General features: G+C 51.1%; 17 protein-coding genes. 5 read left to right on the top strand and 12 right to left on the bottom strand.

Features of this window, described 5'->3' with window-relative positions; translation table 11 throughout:
• Window positions 1-30: 30 nt before the first annotated feature.
• The 10 genes from ATY27_RS07905 to ATY27_RS07860 all read right to left on the bottom strand — a co-directional run bounded on the left by ATY27_RS07905 (window position 31) and on the right by ATY27_RS07860 (window position 10,435).
• Window positions 31-189, bottom strand: a complete 159-nt coding sequence (locus tag ATY27_RS07905) for a hypothetical protein (RefSeq protein WP_208933058.1) — start codon at window positions 187-189, stop codon at window positions 31-33.
• 315 nt (window positions 190-504) lie between these two features.
• Window positions 505-1,917, bottom strand: a complete 1,413-nt coding sequence (locus ATY27_RS07900) for an HDOD domain-containing protein (RefSeq protein ID WP_208933057.1) — start codon at window positions 1,915-1,917, stop codon at window positions 505-507.
• A gap of 100 nt (window positions 1,918-2,017) precedes the next feature.
• The gene (locus ATY27_RS07895; protein WP_208933056.1) at window positions 2,018-2,335 is read right to left on the bottom strand and encodes a DUF2288 domain-containing protein; all 318 of its coding nucleotides are present in this window, start codon (window positions 2,333-2,335) and stop codon (window positions 2,018-2,020) included.
• Window positions 2,336-2,370: 35 nt separating this feature from the next.
• The gene (locus ATY27_RS07890; protein ID WP_208933055.1) at window positions 2,371-3,735 is read right to left on the bottom strand and encodes a sigma 54-interacting transcriptional regulator; all 1,365 of its coding nucleotides are present in this window, start codon (window positions 3,733-3,735) and stop codon (window positions 2,371-2,373) included.
• Window position 3,736: 1 nt separating this feature from the next.
• Complete coding sequence (locus ATY27_RS07885; RefSeq protein WP_208933054.1) at window positions 3,737-4,315, bottom strand: hypothetical protein; 579 nt, start codon at window positions 4,313-4,315, stop codon at window positions 3,737-3,739.
• A complete protein-coding gene (locus tag ATY27_RS07880; protein ID WP_208933053.1) occupies window positions 4,312-5,730 on the bottom strand; it encodes a HAMP domain-containing sensor histidine kinase in 1,419 nt (472 codons plus the stop codon). The genes ATY27_RS07885 and ATY27_RS07880 overlap by 4 nt, the downstream gene beginning before the upstream one ends.
• A 127-nt stretch (window positions 5,731-5,857) precedes the next feature.
• Window positions 5,858-6,325 carry a hypothetical protein gene (locus tag ATY27_RS07875; RefSeq protein WP_208933052.1) on the bottom strand — a complete coding sequence of 156 codons (468 nt, stop codon included), beginning with the start codon at window positions 6,323-6,325 and terminating at the stop codon, window positions 5,858-5,860.
• Complete coding sequence (locus ATY27_RS07870; RefSeq protein WP_208933051.1) at window positions 6,309-8,324, bottom strand: M64 family metallopeptidase; 2,016 nt, start codon at window positions 8,322-8,324, stop codon at window positions 6,309-6,311. Before ATY27_RS07870 ends, ATY27_RS07875 begins: the two co-directional genes overlap by 17 nt.
• A 174-nt stretch (window positions 8,325-8,498) precedes the next feature.
• Entirely contained in the window at window positions 8,499-8,693 is a 195-nt protein-coding gene (locus ATY27_RS07865; RefSeq protein WP_208933050.1) for a hypothetical protein, read from the bottom strand.
• 512 nt (window positions 8,694-9,205) lie between these two features.
• Entirely contained in the window at window positions 9,206-10,435 is a 1,230-nt protein-coding gene (locus tag ATY27_RS07860) for an adenosine deaminase family protein (protein ID WP_208933049.1), read from the bottom strand.
• A 392-nt stretch (window positions 10,436-10,827) separates the two neighbouring features.
• Between ATY27_RS07860 and ATY27_RS07855 the strand changes: the two genes are divergently transcribed.
• The 5 genes from ATY27_RS07855 to ATY27_RS07835 all read left to right on the top strand — a co-directional run bounded on the left by ATY27_RS07855 (window position 10,828) and on the right by ATY27_RS07835 (window position 17,096).
• Window positions 10,828-11,739 (top strand): ABC transporter substrate binding protein, encoded by a 912-nt coding sequence (locus tag ATY27_RS07855; protein WP_208933048.1) that lies wholly within the window; start codon window positions 10,828-10,830, stop codon window positions 11,737-11,739.
• A gap of 14 nt (window positions 11,740-11,753) precedes the next feature.
• Entirely contained in the window at window positions 11,754-13,307 is a 1,554-nt protein-coding gene (locus tag ATY27_RS07850; protein WP_208933047.1) for an ATP-binding protein, read from the top strand.
• A gap of 76 nt (window positions 13,308-13,383) precedes the next feature.
• Window positions 13,384-15,522 (top strand): TonB-dependent receptor, encoded by a 2,139-nt coding sequence (locus tag ATY27_RS07845; RefSeq protein ID WP_208933046.1) that lies wholly within the window; start codon window positions 13,384-13,386, stop codon window positions 15,520-15,522.
• Between the two features lies 1 nt (window position 15,523).
• Entirely contained in the window at window positions 15,524-16,282 is a 759-nt protein-coding gene (locus tag ATY27_RS07840; protein ID WP_208933045.1) for a citrate/2-methylcitrate synthase, read from the top strand.
• Window positions 16,260-17,096, top strand: coding sequence for a hypothetical protein (locus tag ATY27_RS07835; RefSeq protein WP_208933044.1), 837 nt, complete (start codon window positions 16,260-16,262; stop codon window positions 17,094-17,096). The genes ATY27_RS07840 and ATY27_RS07835 overlap by 23 nt, the downstream gene beginning before the upstream one ends.
• A 58-nt stretch (window positions 17,097-17,154) precedes the next feature.
• On the opposite strand, the gene ATY27_RS07830 is transcribed toward ATY27_RS07835, so the two are convergent.
• Complete coding sequence (locus tag ATY27_RS07830; protein WP_208933043.1) at window positions 17,155-18,939, bottom strand: thiamine pyrophosphate-binding protein; 1,785 nt, start codon at window positions 18,937-18,939, stop codon at window positions 17,155-17,157.
• 102 nt (window positions 18,940-19,041) lie between these two features.
• Complete coding sequence (locus ATY27_RS07825; protein WP_244151418.1) at window positions 19,042-21,453, bottom strand: EAL domain-containing protein; 2,412 nt, start codon at window positions 21,451-21,453, stop codon at window positions 19,042-19,044.
• Window positions 21,454-21,768 lie beyond the last annotated feature (315 nt).

Here is a 21,768-nt window from a genome sequence, read left to right as displayed (position 1 = left end):
ATTGTTGCTTTTCCCTGCCACTGCAATAACTCAACGACTATGTACCGACCATAAAGTACTGATCAGCATCAGCAATAACCAACCGCCGACCAGTGCCAGCAGCTTTGCATCCGGTCGCCGGTACAACCACCAGTCCAGACTGCAGACCAGTAGTGCCGGCCAAATGATCCATAAACTTAATCCCAGCATTTTGCCGCTCCTGTGGGGAAATCCTGCGATCAAAATAATTTAAATGAGAATTATTTGCAATTAGAAAAAAGACCAGTTAAGGTATGCAACGTCAGGATGACACACCGATTCTTGCCCGGTGCATGGAAGGATCCACTCCACGGTAGACCCGGTCTTCGATTGGGTGTTTGCTGTTCTGCAGTGACTTTGCGGGGGACGTTTGCGCCGTCCCCCGTTTTTTTGGTATCCAGTACGTGGTACCCAGTACGTGCTACCCAGAGTATTTTGGTGCTGCGCGGCCATCCATGGCGCTCAGCCGTCGGGCCAACGCTGGGATTAGTCTGTCGCTTTGGTTTCGGTTTGTTGCAGCATCAGCATCAATAATTGCGCCGTCAGTTCAAATTCGGTTTGTTGGCGCTCGTCCAGACTTTTGCCGGCAGCGTCGGCATATAACAAGCCAAATAAACGTTTATCCACGCGCACAGACGCGACAAAACAATCGCCGTCATAGGGCAGAAACTGTTGCAAAGCTCCCAGTGACGGCGCGTATTGTTGTTTTTTATGCCAGCACACCTGGTCCTGGCGCAACAAATCGTACAACACTTCGCCTTTGTGCAGCTGTTCCAGCGAAATGGCGGCCTGATTGCGCCACAACTGAGTGTCGCGGCCGGCGACATAACTGGGTACAAAACTTTTACTCTGATAATCCATCAGTAACAACGCCACCCGTGGCAGGCCTACGCCCTCCTGTAAACAAATGACGGTGGCGTGCAGCAGGCGCGACAAGCTGTCGTTGACCCGTTGTAATTTCAGCAAAGTATTCAGCTGGGTACTGAATTCATAGCCGGTACGCTCCAGCTCTTCATTTTGCGCCAAAATTTGCGCCCGGTTTGGTAATAAAGGGACCAGGCCTTCGGCGTTGTATTGGTTGGCGGTCAGCGCCGCTTCTTCGGCCATCAACAACACTTGTTGCTGACTTTCTTCCAGCGTCAGTTGGCAGATTTGCGCCACCTGTGCACAATTTTCCAGCATTTTGGCACTTTGCAGACCGGCACTGAGGTGCACACTGATACTGTCGGCCAGATTGACCAAAGCACCGACAGACCCGGTTGGCACACTTTGTTGCACCGCCTCCAGAATGAAGTCGCCAAGCTTCCATTCTTTCACCAGTTCCCGGCTCAGATGGTCGATGCCAACACCCAAAAATTTCATCGCGATGGCATGTTCATCGTCTGGATATTCGCGACATTCACGGACAAAGTTCTCTGCCACCGGTTCGCGTGTGGCCAGCAGGGCCAGTTTACCGATATGACGCAGCAATGCGGCAATAAAGACTAATTCGCGCTTCGCCGCATCGGCCCGCGGCACCAGCGCCCGGGCCTGCACAGCAGCGTGAAACGATTGACTAAGTTGTTGCAGCAGTAACTGGCGCGGCTTGCCTTGCAAAAAGCTGTCGATCAGGCTGCTGGCCAATGTGATGTTTTTGATTTCGAGAAAACCGACCTGGATAATAGCGCGGGATACTGTCTGGATCGGCTTGCCCGATCTGTTGTAATGCACAGCATTGGCGACGCGTAATACTTTGCTGGTCAGGCCGGCATCCCGCAGCACAATCTTTGCTAAGTCGTCAGCATTGCCTTCATTGCGTTCATCCAGCTGACATATTTGCTGTACCACTAAATCCAGTGCCGGCATTTGCTGGTTCAGGATTAATTTCAGCCAAGCCTGCAGACCTCTGATCTCACTCATCACGAACGCCTCTTCTTACGCCGATACTGCAAATATTTCAGTGTAGTTGGTCATCGCGCCCACTGGGTATCGCAGCAGACGGATACAACGAAGACAGCACTTAGTGAATATGTTTGTCCTGTACCAGCACCCAGGGCGATACCACTACCGCCCACAGCTCGGCGTTATGCTGATGCCAGTGGCTGGCACGGGCGTCCTCAACACGCTGCAGCTGGCCAGCTTGTAACCAGCCAGACACCTGCTGTTTGTCATCGATGGCAAAGGCATAGGCCACTTCCACCAAATCGAGGCCGGCGACCACTTCAATCACCGCACCGGCGGCATAAAACTTCTGTAGTTCGTGCCAGTGGATCCGCGCCGTTTCGCCGGTAATTTTTGCCTTCAGGACTGCGGGTTCCGTCTCAAAATTGTCGTGCATACTTGGGTCTCATTACAGGATTACAAAGTGCCGTTTTATTCAGGATCGTCGCCTTGCTCTGATACCTGCGCAGCACTTAATTCATGTTTTTTCAATAACTTGTGGAAATCAGTCCGGTTGCGACCAGCCAATTCCGCCGCGCGGGTGACATTGCCTTCGGCCATTTTTAACACCCGCACCAGATACTGCCGTTCAAACTGATCGCGCGCTTCACTGAGCGTGGGCCAGAAACTGCGGTTTTGTTCCAGCGCCTGGCTGACCAGCGCCAGACTGACCACCGGGTTACTGGTCAGCGCCACACATTGCTCAACCACGTTCACCAATTGGCGCACGTTGCCCGGCCATTGTGCGGTGACCAGCGCCTGCATCGCATCTTCGGAAAAACGGTTGACCTGCACACCATGACGCTCTGCACTTTGCTGCAACACATGCCGCGCCAGCAAGGGAATATCTTCAGCCCGCTCGCGCAGCGTCGGCAGTTGCAGATTCACCACATTGAGCCGGTAATACAAATCTTCGCGGAAGCTTTGTTCCTGCATTGCCTGCTTTAAATCGCGGTGCGTGGCAGAAATCACCCGCACATCAATTGGAATAGACTTGGCGCTGCCGACCGGACGAATTTGCCGTTCTTGCAAAGCCCGCAATAATTTCACCTGCAGCGGCAATGGCATATCACCGATTTCATCGAGAAACAAAGTGCCGCCGTCGGCTTCACGGAATAAACCAGCATGTTCGGTCACGGCACCGGTAAAAGCGCCTTTGGCGTGGCCAAATAACTCGGATTCCAACAAATGCTCCGGCAAGGCGCCGCAGTTAATCGCGACAAAATTGCGGCGGGCGCGTGGACTGGCCTGATGGATCGCATTCGCCAACAACTCTTTACCAGTGCCGCTGGCACCGGTGATCAGCACGCTGACATCGCGTTGCGCCACCCGATACGCCTGATCCAGTACCTGTTCCATCGTTTTGCTGCGCGTGACAATCGCCTGGCGCCAGCTGTCTTTGCTTGGCACATGGGATTGATTCACCGCTTTTTGCAGAATATCGCGCAGCTCGACGTTATTCAGTGGTTTGGTCAGAAAACCAAATACACCACGTTGCGTTGCTGCCACCGCTTCCGGAATGGAACCATGCGCCGTCATCAGCACCACCGGTAAGCCCGGACTGCGTTTGGCGATTTCATCAAACAGTGCCATGCCATCCAGACCCGGCATACGTAAATCACTGAGCACCACATCCACCGGCTGTTTTGCCAGTAAGGTCAGGGCGGTTTCGGCACAGTCGGCGGAGATGACCTGATAACCTTCGCCTTCAAGGCGCAATGTCATCAGGCGTAATAAACTCGGATCGTCATCGACCAGCAATAAACGGGCATTGTTCCCTGTGTTGGTGCCTGTCACGTTAACCTCCGCCTGACTGGTTCAGCTTGGCTTCGATTTGGGTCAAGGCCTCAATTTTCTTCTGTAAATCGGCGTTTTGTTTTTGCAGTTTATCCAGATTGTCCTGTTGCTGGCCGTTCAGCCGGCCCAGCGCTTTGACCGCAGATTCAGACTCCAGCAATTTCTGGTTAAAGGCATAGTCCCAGCGCAGCAATGCTGCGAGTCCAGCCGGCAGCCGGCTCAGCTGCTCACTGAGCTGATTTTGCGCGCGGAACCGCACCGCATAAGGTGTGTCCGGATGAATGCGCAATAACAGGTTCTGTAACTCACCCACCGGGGTTTTATCCAGGGTTTTAGCCACAGCGTCGCGCTGCGCACTGGTCATTTGTAATACATCGCCGCGATAATTTTGCCAGGCACTCAGCGTCGCGCTGTCATCTGATAACGCCAGCTGCGGTTTCACCGGGGCCGGTTGTTCCTTTGGCAGTTCCACAACTTTTTCCGGCGCCGGTTTTGGCTTTAAGATCACCGGCAATGGCGCCGGCACACCCTGACAACCAGCCAGCAGCAGACTCACCCCAACCAGGGTCCACTTATTCATACATGTTCCTCAACCATAGGCAGGCGGACACGAATACAGACGTCGGCATAATTCACATCGACAATCTCAGCCATGCCCCCCAATAATCGCGCGCAATCGGATACAATCGACAGACCCAGACCAGAGCCCTGCACCGCGTCAAAACGTGGTGCTTTGCCGCGTTGAAACGGCTCGAACAGCTTGGCTCTGAGCTCTGCCGGGATCGGCGTACCGTTATTCGCCACATCCAATAACATAAATTTTTCGTGCGGCCGCAAAATCACCCACACCGGGCTACCCTCGCCACCATAGGCCTGCGCGTTATTAATCAGATTATCCAGAATACGCCGAAATAACATCGCATCGGTATAAATCCGCGGCAGCTGACAGTCCAGCTGGATGAATTGCTGGCGTTGCTGCAGTGACAACGCATGATCGGCAAAGCAACTGTCCAATAACTGCGTGCTGTCATGCCAGCCAAATTCAGGTTTCGCCTGCTGTAACAGCCGGTTGTAATCAAGTAATTGTTCTGTCAGCTGACTCAGCCGGTCGGCACTGCCATTGAGCAACGTCACTACTTCCATCTGCTGCGCATTCAGTGGGCCCACCAGCTGTTCACTCAGTAAAGCACAGCCTTCTCTGATACTGGACAATGGTGTTTTCAGTTCATGCGAGGCATGGCGCAGCAGAATCAGCCGCAATGCTTCCAGCTGCTGTAGCCTTGAAGCCAGCCAACGCAGCTGCTCACCAAGCTCAGTCAACTCGCGTGGCCCGACAACTTGTTCATGTGGAAAATGATGACTGGCCTGTCCGATAGATCGGATCATCGTATCCAGTTGTTTAATCGGCGAGGCGATCCGCGCTTGCGCCCACAGCACCAACAACAGGGTCAGCACCACCAGCGTCACCGATTGCCAGGCCAACTGATTTTGCGCATCCACCACAAAGTTCTGCTGAGTTTGCAGCCGTTGCTCCAGCCGCTGCCAGATCTGCTCGGTCAGCTGCTGTTGTTGTTGCCTGAGCGTCAGCAAGGTCGGTGATAATTCTTCGTTACTGGCATGCAGAAAATTCTGCAATAACGTGGTGACTTGCGCGGCCTGCGCCTGACACAGCAGCGGGGCGTCCAGATCCAGACAAACCTGTTGCAGCATCTGCTGATAATTCATTAAATGTGTCGTCGCCAGCCGGCTTAACGAATCGGTGCGTAATATACCGAACTGGCGCACCGCCCGTTCGATATCGATCACCAGGTTCTGCATATTCTCTGCGCGTTTCACGCTATCGACTGAAGACTCAGCTTCTGCCACCGCAAAACGACTGACATCCGACAAGGCGCTGTTACTTTGCCACAGCAATACCGCCAGCGGGATCAACGCCAGGAAAAAACTTAATAAGATAAATTGCCGCAATGAGGCCGGCTGGATAGGACTTCGCATGCCGAAGGCTCCGCATCAATCAGGCGCATCAGGCGCCGGTCTGGGACTCTGGCGCCTATCATAGCGGATTTGTATACGACAACTCACGGTCAATTCTGTAGTTTTGCCGGCACAACCTGCCAACGGCTTATTTTAACTGCAGTTCGGCGGCAAATTGTTGTAATGACAGCTGTTGTTGCGGACTGTTGGCCTTGACCGGCTGGCCTGGAGTTTCCGCCCATTGCAACTGCAACAGACTGGCATCCGGCTGTGCCGGCAACACCAACATAAAATCCCCTTCATCCCGCACGACAAACTGGTGGCCTTGTGCCGACCCCGGCAGCATCGGCACCCGGATGATCCGCGGATCATCCATCGACACTTGCTGCAGCACTTTGCCATCGGCATTTTTCAGACTGACAGTCACAGCGCCGGTTTGGCTCAGTTGCGTGGTCCGGCGTTGCCCATCCGGGATCTGCACCCGTTGTATTTGCTGAATTTCGCTGCCATTGACATCAAAAGCGACTTTGACCACCCAGAACTCTGCGGCACTCAGCGGCGCCGCAACACAGAGATACAGGCCAAGTACACTGACGAACTTATTGGATCTGAACATGCCATTGAACCTCTCTGCTGACCAGCGCTGACGCTTTGACTAAACCGCTGATATCGGTGATCACGGCGGTTATCTGATAGTTCTGTTGTTGGTCCTGACAGCAGCTGATGTCGGTTTTGTTATCAAACTGCGGCATGGCCTGACCATTTAAATACCACTGCACTTTTTGCTGAGCGCTGCCGACCGACAGCGCAAACGAAAACTGCTGAGTCTGACCACGCGCCTGCACGACTTGTTGCTGTTGTGGTTGCCGGCTGTGATACATACCGATGTTCTGGTACAGCTGATTGACCCAGGCCTCACCGTTCACTTCGCCAATCGGCTGACCCAGCGCCAGCATAAAACTGTTATTTTTGGGGCGGTAAAAACCTTTACTGCTGTAATAACCGCCTTCAAACAAACCGACACCGGCCTGACCCGGCTGTGTGGGTACTTGAGAAGGATCACTGAACCAGTGCCGCCATTTCACCTGAGTTAAATCAGTTAGTTGTGTGATATTGGCATAACAGTTTTCGCAATAGCCCGGTAAATACAAATGCGCATTGGCATCGTCGATATACTCATCCGCCAACTGGGCAAAGGTATGGCCCAGTTCATGGATAGCGATATCAGCTGCGCTCTGATGCAGCGTAAACGTCGAGATAGAACCGCCAGCGCCGCCATATTTACTGCTGTTACCGGCAACCAGGACAAAATCAAACTGCGGATAATGCCGGAACACATAGCCGAATACTTTACTGCTGTTGACACAATACAAGCGGTCAATGCCGGCACAGCCAAAATTGCCATCAAATAAAGTATCCACCAACGTGTTAGTTGACGGGTCATCGGCGCCACTTTGCGCTGAAACAGCATCCAGAACATGCAGGCTCCAGCCGTCACGATGCGTGCCGATTTCTTTACTGTTGAAAAACACCTGACTGAATTTTACCGCGGCCTCCCGCAGTTTTTGTTGCTCTGCAGCAGTGAAACCATCGCCGACAATGACCAGATTTAACCTGTTACTTTGCACCGGGCCAACCAAAGTACGGCCCATGCCATTGCCATTTGGGATAGCCACCAGGACCTTTTGCTTGTATTGGGCTGTGGCACCTTGTGAGTCTGTCGCCTGCAGGAGCAACTCGGTGTCGAGCGCCGTGGTACGCGCCAATACCTGCAACCCTGCGCCGGTCTGCGCGCTATCCAGCCGGAATAACTCTGGTTGCGTATGACTCAGTACCACAGCATCTCCATCAACATCTTCAATGCCGTATTGCAGCGGATAAACGCTCCCGGCATCCAATAAAGCCGGGAGCGGCGTGACGGTCAGCGTTGGCGCATCGTTAACAGCTGCCAGCGTGATCTCCGTCTGAAAAGCCACTTCGGCGCCTTTGCCATCAGAGACCTGAACCTGCAGCCTAATTTTGCCATTAAGATTTGCCAGCGGTTTCAGATGAATCTCTCCGGCCGGATTAACCGTGACACCCGCATTCGCCGGTGCAGCGCTTTGTAATGTAAAGATCAGCGGATCTTTGTCCACATCCGTCGCTTTCAGCTGAAAGATCGCTGCAACGTCTTCTGTCCCTGCAAACTGTTGCAGCTGCGCCACTGGCAGGTCATTGACGTTTTGAATACTGAGCCGTGCTGTGGCGGCGACTGGTGTATTTTTACCGTCGCTGACGGTGTACGAAAAACTGGCTTCGCCGGCATAGTCTGCGGTTGGCTGGTAAGAAAAGCGGCCGTCGCTTTGCAACGTCACCAGGCCTTCTGCCTGACTCTGGCTGGTCAGCTGATAACTCAACGCATCATTGTCAGCATCACTGGCGCTGAGCTGCGCCTGCAGGCTGCTGTCTTCATTCAGCTGGAATGTATTTGCCCCCGGTACAGGCGCAACATTTTGTGGTGTAGGTGGTGGAGTGGGTGTGCTGTCAGCTCCGCCTCCGCCACAGCCAGCCAGAATGCTCAGGCTTAACAGACAACATCCAAATTGCCAACATAAGCGGAACCAGGGTCGTTGCATGCAAAACCATCCTTGTCTGTTTATAAAATGTTATCAGATTAGCCTATCACAGTTCTGCGTGGCCTGATGACAGGTCTGAGTTGTGCTTTTAAGTTGATGCCAAACCCAGCTATAGCAAACTGCGGACGAAAAAAAACCGGTCAGTTGACCGGTTCTTTCTGAAAGCGTTGGCGCTTATGCGTTTGCTGTTACACCAGCGGTACGTGCTTTACGCACTTTTGCTGCCTGACGGTTGTATGCATCTGTAAATTGCGCTTTTTCCAGTTTACGTACGGCTTCACCGTTGACGTCGATTTTGCGCAGATAAGTTACAAACACAAAGGCATTAACCACGAAGAAAACTGCTGCTGCGATTAAAAATGTGTCCATCTTACACCTCATTACATCACCGGATTCTGACCGGTCTTAAGACTGTGATTACCGTTGGTTTCAGGTAAAAAACGGAAGTGGAACTCTCTGTATCACTTGCGTTATTTACCTGCTTGATAATCTATATGCAGACGGCGTGCCAACTTAAAATTAATTATCTATCTCATTGTTTTTATTTAATATTATTAATTTTTCCAGCATAAGATCGCTGAAAGAGTCTGGGTAGGATCTAAGGATCTGTTGCTAATTAGCGACAGCAAACAGCAGGTAAATATTTTATATATATAAATCAATATGTTAGCCTGTATCTTTTTTGCGACAGTTTTACCCTTCCGAGCAAATACATGGTTATTTATAATTATTTCAATAAGTTAATCATCACCCGTCTTGTGCAAAATATCCGTAACCAGGCGTGAGTTGCCAGTTTCGCCTGAACCAGACGACTGCAGTACCGGCGGCCAGAAAACACAAAAGCGCCAGAAGGCGCTTTTGTGTTGTGTAAAAAAGCAGATTTAATTGATAAAACCGTATTTGCGTGACACCACATCAAAGTAATTCAGACACTGCTTGGCATATTCGCGTTTTTCCACATAGCTGCCTGGGAAAAAGCTCTTTTTGAAACCATATGCCACCATGTCTTTGAGGCGTTTCAACGGGATATCAAAATTATCTACCGCCAGCTGATACTCGCGGCTGACGGTGGTATTCGACACCAGCCGGTTGTCGGTGCAAATCACTGTGGCGATGCGGTTTTCCAGCATATCTTTGAACTTGTGCTGCTTGATATCGGTGATCGCCGGGTTGGTTTGCAGGTTTGACGTCAGGCACACTTCAACTGCAATGCGTTTATCGGCAATATATGACGCTAACTCTTTGATATATTTCTGCTTATCCGTTATTGCCGGATCTTTAATCATCTCCGGAATAAACATGGAATAACCGTGGCCAATCCGATCGGCATAACATTCAGTAATAGCTTCAAACACCGACTCGGCGCCATAGGCTTCGCCAGCATGCAAAGTTTTCAGCAAGAAATGCTGGTGGGCATATTCGTACACTTCTTTAAAATTGTGCGCCGGGAAACCAGACTCCTGCCCGGCCAAATCCAGAGCAACTATCGGGATCCCCGCTTCATCGCGTAAACGTACGCTGGCACGGACCAGTTCCATCGCCGCCAGTTTGATCACCTGCATCGGCTCGAAATCACGCATTAACTGGAACAGGTTGGTGTAATACGGCGAAAACCCTTTGCCGCTGAACATCCGCATCGCACAATTGATAATGCCGTAGGCAAAAGGCGGTCTGTGACCATGCTGGACCTGATCATGCGCATTGTATTCATGCATAGCACGTTTCAGACCGTTATTGACGGTATGCATGATACGGTCGAAATCGATCCCGACGGCCGGATCCATCAATAACTGCGGTGCAAACCGGACTTCGATGTAATTCACGCCTTCGGCCTGGTTATCCAGCGCCAGTTCATAGGCTGCCTGCTCCAGATTTTCCAGATCGCGCAGCACACCGCAGGTGTATTGGAAGCCATGCAGGTATTCACCCAGATTGTTGTAGCGATCTTTAAACACCAGCGCTTTCATCCCTTCTACCGTATTAGACGGCAGGATCAGTTTGCTGCGCTGCGCCATGTCAATCAGCGACTCGAGGCGCAAACTGCCATCCAGATGCAAATGTAAGTCAGATTTTGGCATTTCTTTAATAAAATCAGCGGAATAAAAAGGCATGGCTGTTCCTGAAGCTAAAAATACGGCTGGTTCTCATTATAATAGTTTGAACTGACGACTTCGCAGAAACAATGAAAAATGTAGTAACACAGCATAGACGCAGCTGATGCATCAACCTTTTCCGTTGGCCCTTACAACAAAACCGGGTTACATCTGCTTTGGGTGAATCTGCTTAGGCACCAGACTTTTGCCCCAAGCGCGGACAAGATGGATACTGAAGTCTAACGGAACGCTAAGTAACTAATATTTCAGATAAATTTGGAAACAACCGCGATCATGCAGGATTTTTTGACAAATGGATACTTTCTAGCCCAATATTGACTGTTAAGTTCAAAATGACACTTTGAGCATGCTTGATCGGCGTGTAAAAATTGGTGAGTCAAAAGGATTTTATGCGTTGTAAGGCTGCCTATACCATCAGCATTTTGATACCAGCGATGATGGCTACGGCCAAACTGCTGGCTGCTGATTTGACGGTGGTCTACCCGCAAGTCAAAGCGCCTTACAATGAAATTTTTGAGCAAATCATCCGGGGTATTGAACATCAACAACAAGATGGGCTGCAGCTCTACCCGCTTGATGGCAAATCCCCATTAGAAAACACTGCAAAAGAATTGTCGCGGGATCCGAGCAATCTGGTCATTGCTTTAGGTAAAAGTGGCTATCAAGTCGCACAAAAAATTCAACAAACGAATAACGTCGTCGTCAGTGCGCTGCCGTTGCAACCTGCAGGACTCGCAGGCATCAGCTTGTTAACTGACCCGAAAGTTTTGTTTACCTCGCTGAAAATGCTCGCGCCGGCCATTAAAAAAGTCCATGTGGTGTATTCAGATCCCAGTCGCTGGATGATCCAAATCGCTGTGGCGCAAGCCTCTGATTTTGGCATCGAAGTCATCGCGGAAGAAGTGAAAGACCTGAAAGATGCGGTCAAAACTTATCAGGACCTGTTACAAAACATCGATCCAGCCAGTAACGCAGTTTGGTTACCGTTCGATGCAATCACCGCGAATGAGCAAGTTATTTTACCCCAAGTGATTGAATTAGCGTGGGAACGCAACATTGTCTTGTTTTCAAGTAAACCGGAACACGCCAAACGCGGTGCGCTTTTCTCTACTTTTCCCGATCATTTTGAGTTAGGCCGGGAACTGGTCATTTTGGTGCAGCAACTGCAACAAGGTAAAGCCGCAGCAACAGTAGTACCGCTGCAACAGGTGCAATTAGCAGTAAATCTGCGCACCGCAGCCCATTTAGGTATGGAGTACAAACAGGAAGTTTTACGACAAATTCCGATAACATTCAGATAAGCGTAAAGCAGACCATGACACACCCGGTAAAACCCACCCTCAAACACCAATTACTGCGCTTGCTGCTGCCGAGTATGTTGGTGTTGGTTGGCACGCTCGGCGTGTTATTTGTGTTGCTGACGTCACGATTTTCCAATCAACAGATGCTGTCGAATACTGAACAACTGGCGCGTTCTTTTGCCGAACAATCTGTGTTGGCCCTGTTAACCGGCAGTACGGTGAACGCCGAGCCTGTGCTGCAGCAAATGAAGACATTTCCCGACTTTGTCGGGGCAGGTCTTTGGAGCAAAGAAAACCAGCTGCTGGTGTGGCATGGTGACACGCAGACAGCTGAAACTTTCAAAGATCTGCTGGCAGAGCCGGCCACTGATGAGATCCGGATTTGGCAGCTTGATCAGCAGGTGTTCCTGGCCGCTGCTGTTCAGGTACAGGAAAATACCGAACACGCCGAGGCTGAGCTGTCACTGGATGCCCCATCGAGTCTGCCGCTGGGTTATGCTTTGCTGGTATTCAGCAAGGCCCGGTTGCAACAGCAAATCGGCCATAGCCTGCTGATCAGCCTTGGCGCCGTGGCGCTGGCGGCATTGATCATTTTGTGGTTTATCAGCAACTGGGTGCAAAAAACCACTTTGCCGCTCAGGCAGTTATCCGAGCGCATGCAAAGTGATGATTTCCTGCGCCAGGCCAACTCGCCAGTCAGTGGCGGCAGCTCTGAGATCCAGCATATCAGCCTGGCTTATCAACAGATGGCCGCGGCGATCCTTGAACGCGATGAAGCACTGCGTCTGCACCAGCAAAAATTAGAGACGCTGGTCGAGATCCGGACCCGTGAGCTCACTACTGCACGGGATGCCGCATTGACCGCCAGTCGGCACAAATCTGAATTTCTGGCCAATATTACCCATGAACTGCGCACGCCTCTGCAATCGGTTATTGGCTATATTGATTTGGTCAACGAACAGCTTGAGTTTACCGACTACGCGGACCTGACTGACGACCTGAACCGGGCGCAACGCAATGCAGAAAACTTATTAAAGATGATCAATAGCTTGCTGGATTTTTCCAAAATTGAAGCAGGTAAAATGGAGCTACATCTGAGCCGGGTGCGGGTATCGCAGGTGATCCAGCAGTGCGTGGACCTGATCAAACCTTTGCTGCAGAGCAATCAGTTGCAGCTGGACATCAGCAACAAGGGACTGGAATTGTGGATTGATGGGGAAAAATTATTACAAGTATTGGTAAACCTGATGAGTAACGCGTGCAAATACACCGAATCAGGACGTATTACTTTACGTGTGCACACAGAAGGTAATCAATGCGAGTTCAGTATTACCGACACTGGTTGCGGTATAGACCCACACCAGCTTGAACAAATTTTTATGCCCTTTTATCAGGTTGATGGCACTCAAAGCCGTCGGAGCGGCGGCACAGGCCTTGGCTTAGCCATCACCCGGCAGTTTGTCGAACTGATGGGCGGTACAGTCACAGCAATGAGTCAATTGCACCAGGGTTCCGTTTTCGTCGTCCGAGTTCCGATATCAAAGACAGAACTCTATGTAAATCAATAGATTCTGGACAAACAAATCGATTCATGTCGATACTCTTTGTGCAGCGCAAGATGGTTCGGCTTAAAGGAAGCATTTCATGAAGCTCAATTTGTTTGTTCGCGCAATGATTTGGATGGCGGGTAGTTCAGTTTTTTCGGCCATGGCAGTCAACCAGGATATAGCACAAGACGAACTGGATGATTTTTATGGTGAGGTCGACGTTGTCAGCATTGCCACCGGCACGAAGAAGCGCATAGACAAAGCCCCGGCCGTGACGACATTGATAACTGCCGAAGACATTGCCCGAATGGGCGCCAGTCATCTCGATGAAGTGCTCGAAATGGTGCCAGGTCTGCATATTTCTCCATCGACCATCAGCCGGCTGGATTCTGTGTATTCTATCCGCGGCATTCAAACTGGCTTTAATCCGCAAGTTTTAGTGCTATTGAACGGCACTGAGTTTAAAAACAGTTTCTCCGGTGGTTTACCTTATACATTCCGCTTTCCAGCCAACGTGATAGAACGGGTTGAAGTCATCCGTGGTCCCGGCACCGCCGTTTATGGTGCCGACGCCTTCTCTGGCGTTATCAATATTGTCACCAAAAACTTAGCTGAAACTGCCACTAATGCCGGGATGCGGGTTGGCAGCTTTGACAGCCGTGACATCTGGCTGCAAACCGGGGGGAAATGGCAAGATATAGAATTAGGCTTTGCCCTCGAACATCAGCAGTCCGATGGTGATCCGGATCGGATTGCGAATTCTGACCAACAAACGGTATTTGACCGGGTATTCCGGACTGCTGTTTCAAAAGCACCCGGCACTTTGGCGACCCGCTACGATATTATTGATGCTCATACCAGTGCCAAATTGCAGAATTGGAAATGGGAACAATGGTGGTGGCAGCAACGCGATGGCGGTTTAGGCCCCGGTGGTGCACAAGCACTGGATAGCACGGGTTATCAAAAATTCCGCGACTATCGCAGTAAACTTACTCATACGCAGGATCTCAGCAGTCATTTAACCTGGACCAATGACCTGTCTTATATGGACGCCCGCAGCGAAACCTATTTTGTCCTGTTCCCTGCCGGCGCCATATTGCCCATTGGGGCTGATGGCAATATCAATTTCGCCAAACCCAATGGCCTCGTGACTTTCACCGACGGCTACATCGGCAGTCCACACAGTAATCATAAAGACAGCCGTTTTAACAGCATCCTGAATTACAAAGCATTGAAAGATCACGAGGTACGCTTTGAACTTGGCTGGTTTGAACAAAAACTGACACCGCGCGAATATAAGAATTTTGGGCCAGGCGTGATTGATGGAAAAACCCCGACAGTCAATGGGAACCTAACAGATTTAACCGGCAGCGATTACATCTATGTGAAGCCAATCAGCCGCACCAACCGCCACCTGAGTGTACAGGATATCTGGCAGGTAGCCGCAGATTGGGAGGTCACCTACGGTGTTCGTTATGATTATTTCTCTGATTTCGGCTCAACCGTCAACCCACGCGCGGCTGTGGTGTGGAATACAGCGCATAATTTAACAACCAAACTCTTATACGGCAGTGCGTTCAGGGCGCCGTCGTTTAATGAGTTGTTCCTGCAAAACAATCCATCTGGTTTGGGCAACCCGGCGTTGGATCCGGAAACCATCGATACCACAGAACTGGTGTTTGATTATCAGCTGAACTTTGACAATCACTTAGTTCTCAACATGTATCGGTTCAAAGCCATAGATTTAATAGATAAAGCGCCAGTGCCGGGCACTTCGTTTTTGCAAACCGCAAACGTGTTTGATTTAAACGGCAAAGGGGCCGAATTTGAATGGACTTATAAACCAGCCTCACTATGGCGGGTTGATTTCAACTTTGCTTACCAAAATACCGAAAATGCAGCAACCGGCCAACGGGTCGCCAATGCCCCCGGCCAATCCGCCTCTTTGCGGCTTTATTATGATGTAAACAGCAATTGGCAATTATCCGGCTGGGCGCACTGGATTGCTGACCGGCGCAGGGCACAAACCGACACGCGGCCGCCACTGGCAGACTATCAGCTATGGAACTTGTCGCTGAATTACCAACCGGGCGACAGTCCATGGCGGGTAAAAACTTCGGTGCGCAACCTGTTTGATAAAGCAGTGTACGAGCCAAGCGGTACGGCTATCAGCAACGATTTCCTGATGGAAGGACGTAGTCTGCACCTTCAGGTCAGTTACAACTGGCAACTCTGAAATGACAAAAGATTTTGTTTACGCGAGGCATGCCAGCACTCAAATCACTGCGGAAGTCGCGGCGGCAGATAATCCCTATGTAGCGGTGCAGCAACACATTTTCGGCTATGAGTTAGCCGAACTGATGCAAAAGCGCAGTTTTACTGACGTGTTGTATTTATTGCTGACCGGCGAGCTGCCAACTGCAGCACAAGCCCAGTTGCTGAGCCAGTTACAGATCGCCTTGTGTAATGCCGGCCCTCGTCATCCGGCAACCCGCGCCGTGATGACTGCAGCCATCAGTAAAGCACGGCCAGAGCATTTGCTGCCGATTGGTCTGCAAGTACTGGGAGGCGAACGTCAGGGTGCAGCGGCTGTCGCTGAAGCATGGCAAGCGCTGCAAGACTGCCTGAGCCAAAACGACTTCCAGCCGGCCCTGCAGCCACTACCGGCAGGCTTCGGTCAGGTGTATGCCGGTGTTGACCCCCTGCAGGCGCGCCTGCTGACCCAGCTCAGCAGTTTACCGGCGGCAGGCCCGGCGCTGCGACTCTGCAATCAACTGCAATCGCATTGGCAGCCACAACAGCAAGGTATCTTAGACATTGGCTTATGTGCGGCTTGTTGTCTGGATTTGGGCATCGGTAAACGCGAAAGTATCGGGCTGTTTCAGCTTTTGCGGGCTCCGGGTTTATTAGCCCATGGTATGGAACAAACCCACAAACCGATCACAGACTCGCCCTTATTGTCGGATGACGACTATGAATTCCAACAAGACCGATAAATACGCCTTATGGGACGCCCGCCGTGGCCGCATTGTCACCAAAATTGGGAAGTGGGTTGGCGGTGAAGATGTGCAGATCCGGCAGTACTCGTTATTGCATGATTTGTTTATGCAAAAAAGCTACATGCAGGTCCTGGTGCTGAATGCGACGGGACGCCTGATCAGTACCGAACTCGCCTGCTGGCTAGAAAACAATTTTATGGTGATGAGTTATCCTGATGCGCGGATTTGGTGTAATCAGGTTGGTGCTTTTGCCGGTCAAATGCAGACAAGTCCGAGCGCAGCAACTGCCGCGGGCTGTCTGGCCGCCGACTCCCGCGCTTATGGCGGCAGCCTGACCTCCAGGTTAGCCATGCAGTTTATTCAGCACGCAGTGCAACAAATTCAGGCCGGTATGACGTTAGAAGAGCTGGTGTCCAGTGTGCCACTCCGTCACGGCAAACCTGCCATCATTGGCTTTGCCCGGCCTGTATCCCGCCATGATGAACGGATAGAGCCCCACCGGAACATGACCGCCGCACTGGGGTTTGCCGATGGCCCGCATCTGACGCTGGCGAATCAATTGTCAGATTATTTACTGGCAACTTATGGCATGGGTATCAATATTGGCGGTTACACTGCAGCCTTTATGTCCGATCAGGGTTTTACCCCGGACGATGTTTACCGGATTAAAAATCTGTGTGTGGCCAGTGGCGTTACGGCCTGTTATATCGACCAATTGCAGCAACCGCAGCATAGTTTTCTGGCATTGCAATGCCAGGACGTCCGTTACGACGGGATAGCGCCGCGCCCGGTACCGGACGCAGAGCCCTGACCCGGCACACACGATTTAGCTCCGCCGGCCGGGCGCCTGGCGGAGCTTGTCTGTGCAATCACCCGCCTGGAGTCATCGACACATTTTGCAGGCTTTGCACCCGTGACAGCATCGGCGGGATCTCCTCCCGATCAATCCGCACATCCAGCAAAGTTGGCCCGTTACTAGTGAAAATGCTATTCAGATCAATACGCTGCAGCTGCTCGACTGATTCAATCACAAATGCATCTATCCCCACAGCCTGAGCCATTTGCGCATAATTCACGCTCCCGAGTTCAAATCCAACCGCTTCGGCGTTGCCCAGGCGCTGACCATGCATCACCATGCCCATCACGCCATCATTGAGCACGATAAACAAAATGGGCAGGTTTTGTTGTTTTGCTACGGTGATTTCCTGCGCGCTCATCAGGTAAGCCCCATCGCCGGTGACACAGACATGCGGGGAGCGGCTGGCATCGCCCAGAGCCGAACCGATGACGGCGCCGATAGCCCAGGCCATTGAACCAAGTCCCATCGCAATATGAAATTTGCCATTGCACTCGGATCGTTGATAGTAGTGTATCGCCCAGGTCCAGGCATTGCCGGCATCCGCAAAGAAGCGGCTATCCACCGGCAACGAGCGGGCCAGCTGACAAAACAGCGTTTGTGGTTTGAATGGGACAGATGTATGTGTCATCGCATCCGCATCACGCCAGACGCTGCGGCCGCCAAGCGCATTCAGTCCGGCAACACCGCCAAAATCCGGCCAGCATTTTCCCCATTTTTTCTGCGCTTGTTGTACTTCATCAACCAATTTCTTAAAAATGGCCGGTAATGATCCGCACACATGTAAACGGGCCATTGGTGAACGGGTGAAATGTTCAACACTCGAATCAATATGGATGAGCCGGTGATTTATCAATTCTTCCGACCAGCCACTGGTTCCCAGCTCTCCGAGCGCTGCTCCGATCGCCAGTACCAGGTCAAGTTTTCCATCGACATCAGACAACAGCTCAGCAGCACTGCTATGGCCGGCAAAACCGAACACGCCGCGGTACAGCGGATGCGTTTCGTCGACCCAACGTTTACCCATCGGTCCTGACACAAAGGGCGCGTTCAGTAATGTAGCCAATTGCATGATTGAAGAAGAAGCATCTTTGCAGCCGTCACCGATAAACAAGGCAATATGTTTGGCCTGAGACAATTCCTGGATCAGTTTTTCCAGCCCAACTTTATCAGTCAGCTGGAATTGTTGGGTCAGCAGTTCTGGTTTTACTTTTGGTAAATAGCCGGCATCGGATCGCAAAATATCGGATGGGATTGAGATATGTACAGGTCCGGCCGGAATACGGCTACTGGCCATCACTGCCGCGATCAGTTTATTTTCCAGCTGCTCCTGGTGACTGACCAAAGAGTTATAGCGGGTACAGTGCCGGAAGATACCGACAATGTCGATGGCGGCACAGGATGAATCCTGCAAAGCGCGCCGGCCAAACTTCGGCAATGGTGTTTGGGCGGTGATCACCAGCATCGGCACGTTGTCGGCGTACGCACTGGCAACGCCAGTCAACAAGTTAGTGGCGCCTGGACCTGTAGTCGCACAGCAGACGCCCAACTTGCCGGTTTCTCTGGCGTAGCCGTCTGCCATAAACGCTGCACCGGCTTCGTGTCGGGCAACCACTGCGCGCACGCCTCCGCGTCGTTCACTGCGGGCTAATGCATTAAACAGTGGCTCTATGGCGCCTCCGGGCACGCCAAACACATATTCAACACCCAATATATTTAAATACTCGACCAATAGATCGGCATAAGTCACTAATTCCTTGTCTATCCGCTGTCCTTGCTCCACTGAAAGATCATGCATTGGATATACCTTATGGATAGTACCGAGGTGCTGTTACCTCAGCCTAGGGTATATCACAAAAGTGGTTAAATTTACAGCAGGGATATTAAGTAAGGCTATGAATTAGAAAGTTTTTTCCAGAAGTTCAATCGGCAGTGGTTTGCTAATATGGTAGCCCTGCGCGTAGTCGACACCCAGTTGCTGCAGCAGCGTCAGAATTTGTTCATTTTCGACAAATTCTGCAACTGATTTACGGCCCAATGCATGGGCAATTTCAGCCATAGCTTTGACCAGTACAAAATCCATCGCGTCCTGGTGCATGTTTTTGACAAAAGAACCGTCGATTTTGATACTGCTGGCTGGTAGTTGTTTGATGTAACTGAAGGTGCTGAATCCGGTACCAAAATCGTCGATAGAAAACTCACAGCCCAACCGATTCAATTGATTAAACATGGCGCAAGTACCGGCAATATTGTTCAGGCTGGCGGTTTCAGTCAGTTCAAACACCACACGGCTTGGCGCTACCTGGTACTTCAGCAGTGTTTGTTCGATCCATGGCACTAAGCGTTCATCACGAAACGCCTGAGCTGACAGGTTTATCGCCACTTTTTTCAACACCGGATGACGACTCATCATCTCAATGGTTTTACCAATGACCTGATGATCCAGCAGATTGATGTCTTCGACCTGTTCCAGTGCCTGAATAAACTCACCGGGATAAACAATGTTACCGTTTAAATTCAATCGAACTAAAGCTTCGTAATAGACTATCTCGGCAGTACGCACACACATAATGGGCTGAAAATGCATGACAATGTGGTCGTTCACTATGGCTTCGCGCAATTGCTGCGCCCACTGTAACGAGTTGCGCAACTTGTCACTGGCCGCATCACTCACGCTGTAGCAATGCGCTCTGTTGCGTCCTTTGGCCTTGGCAACATACAAGGCAATATCCGCTTGTTGTAAGTACACTTGGGCATCGGGCTGACTGCCATCAACAATGGTCACTCCGATACTGCAGCTTAAGGTATACACCTTATCCATCAACCGGTAAGGTTGCGCGTCCAGCGCGACACATAGCCTTGTCGCTAATTCGTTGGCCTGCTCTAAGGTTTTGTCAGGCGATATCACCACAAATTCATCACCGCCAACCCGGCATAACAAGTCGTCAGCACTTAGCCCCATAGCCAACCGGTTTGCCACTTCACGTAAAATCGCATCGCCCTGTGAATGACCATGGGAGTCATTCACGACCTTGAAATGGTCCAAATCAATATACATTAAGGCATGTAATTGTTTGTCGCTCGCCAGCGCCGCGATGCGCATCAGCTCCCGATCGCTGAAGTGGCGGTTGTACAGGCCGGTCAGTGGATCGTGCATCGCCAGATGTTGCAGTTCTTGCTCGGCTTTTTTCCGCTCATCAATATTTTCTAAGGTCACAGTGACCCCTGAAATTTTATCAGGCAGCGCCGCCATGTTCAGTGACATCCAGAAATTCGGCTGTGCCAATTGCAGTTCAGCGCGCCACTGTTCAAGATCACCTGCACATATTGCTGCCAGCTGTGCCCGCACCAGCGTCTGATCTGCCGGCCGCAAAAAATGCAGAAAGGAAGCGGGGTCGGCAACAGCGCTGTACGCCGTCAGGTCGTACCAGGCCCGGTTAGCAAACTTGATAGTGCCAGCGCTGGTGAGTTCCATTAATACGGTCGACACGTGATCAAGTACGCGCTGATGCACTTCTGACAAGTCCCGGTAGCGCTCTTCGCTGCCGGCTAATTGCTGCACCTTTTGCTTAAATTGTTCATTGCTGATCAGAAAATCTTCGCGCATGGCCGCAACGTCAATCACCCGGCGCAGTTGTTCGGCGCGGAAAGGTTTATTGACAAAATCAGCGGCGCCTTGCAGCATCATTTGCTCGGCTAATTCAATGCCGCCATGCGCTGTCATTACAACGACCGATTGTTTCGGATTCAGCTGCATAATCTCAGCTAACACTTCCTGGCCGTTCAGCTCAGGCAGCATCACATCCAGCAACACTAAGGCATAACTGCCGCTACGCCGGTACATGTCGACGGCTTGTGGACCGGTGACGGCGATCTCCACGTCATAATTTGGCAGCACAATTCTTTTCGCCAATTCGGCAATATCGGCATCATCTTCGACAATCAAAATGGTCTGACGCTGTTGGGATCTGTGGCCAGCTTGTTGAAAACGCGCAACAATCTGCGGTATTTGCGCGATGTGCTCTTTTGGCAGTACCAAATCAATAGCATAAGCCCGCGCGGTCGTTTCAGTGATCCGTTCGCAGTAGGTAGCACTGAGCAGGATAATTGGTGTTTTTTCTTCACATTTCAACACGTTGGCTCTGACTAGACGCGCGAGGCGCCAGCCATCAATCCCACCGATCTCAATTTCCGTTAAGATCAGGTCTACGTGTTTTTGTTTGAGTATGGTGATAGCATCGGCGCTGTTATTCACAACAATGAGTTGCAAGGCAGCAGATTCAGGCAAGAACTGCTGGACAGCCTCTTGCATTTGCTCGCCAGCTACCAACAACATCACATACTTAACCTGCACTAGCCATTCACCTTAACCTGGTTTGGTTTTGCACAAACATTGTGAATAAAGGACGAGCATATCTTCAAGCAACTCTGCGACGCAAGCAGATTCATTGTCTGGGTATGTGCTTTGGGGTCTGTGGCACGCGTGTATTGAACTGAAGCCACAAGCCATTTCTCAACTGATTTTGTGTCAGTGCTTTTTCCAGACAAAAGCGCCTCCGGACCAGAAACCAAATAGTCTGAAGATTCTGAGAGTTAGAAACGGTTCGAGATTTCTCTAACCAATAAT

The sequence above is a fragment of the Rheinheimera sp. F8 genome, assembly GCF_001518915.1.
Note: the sequence above shows the minus strand (reverse complement) of the source record. Positions and strands in the feature narration are given on the sequence as shown.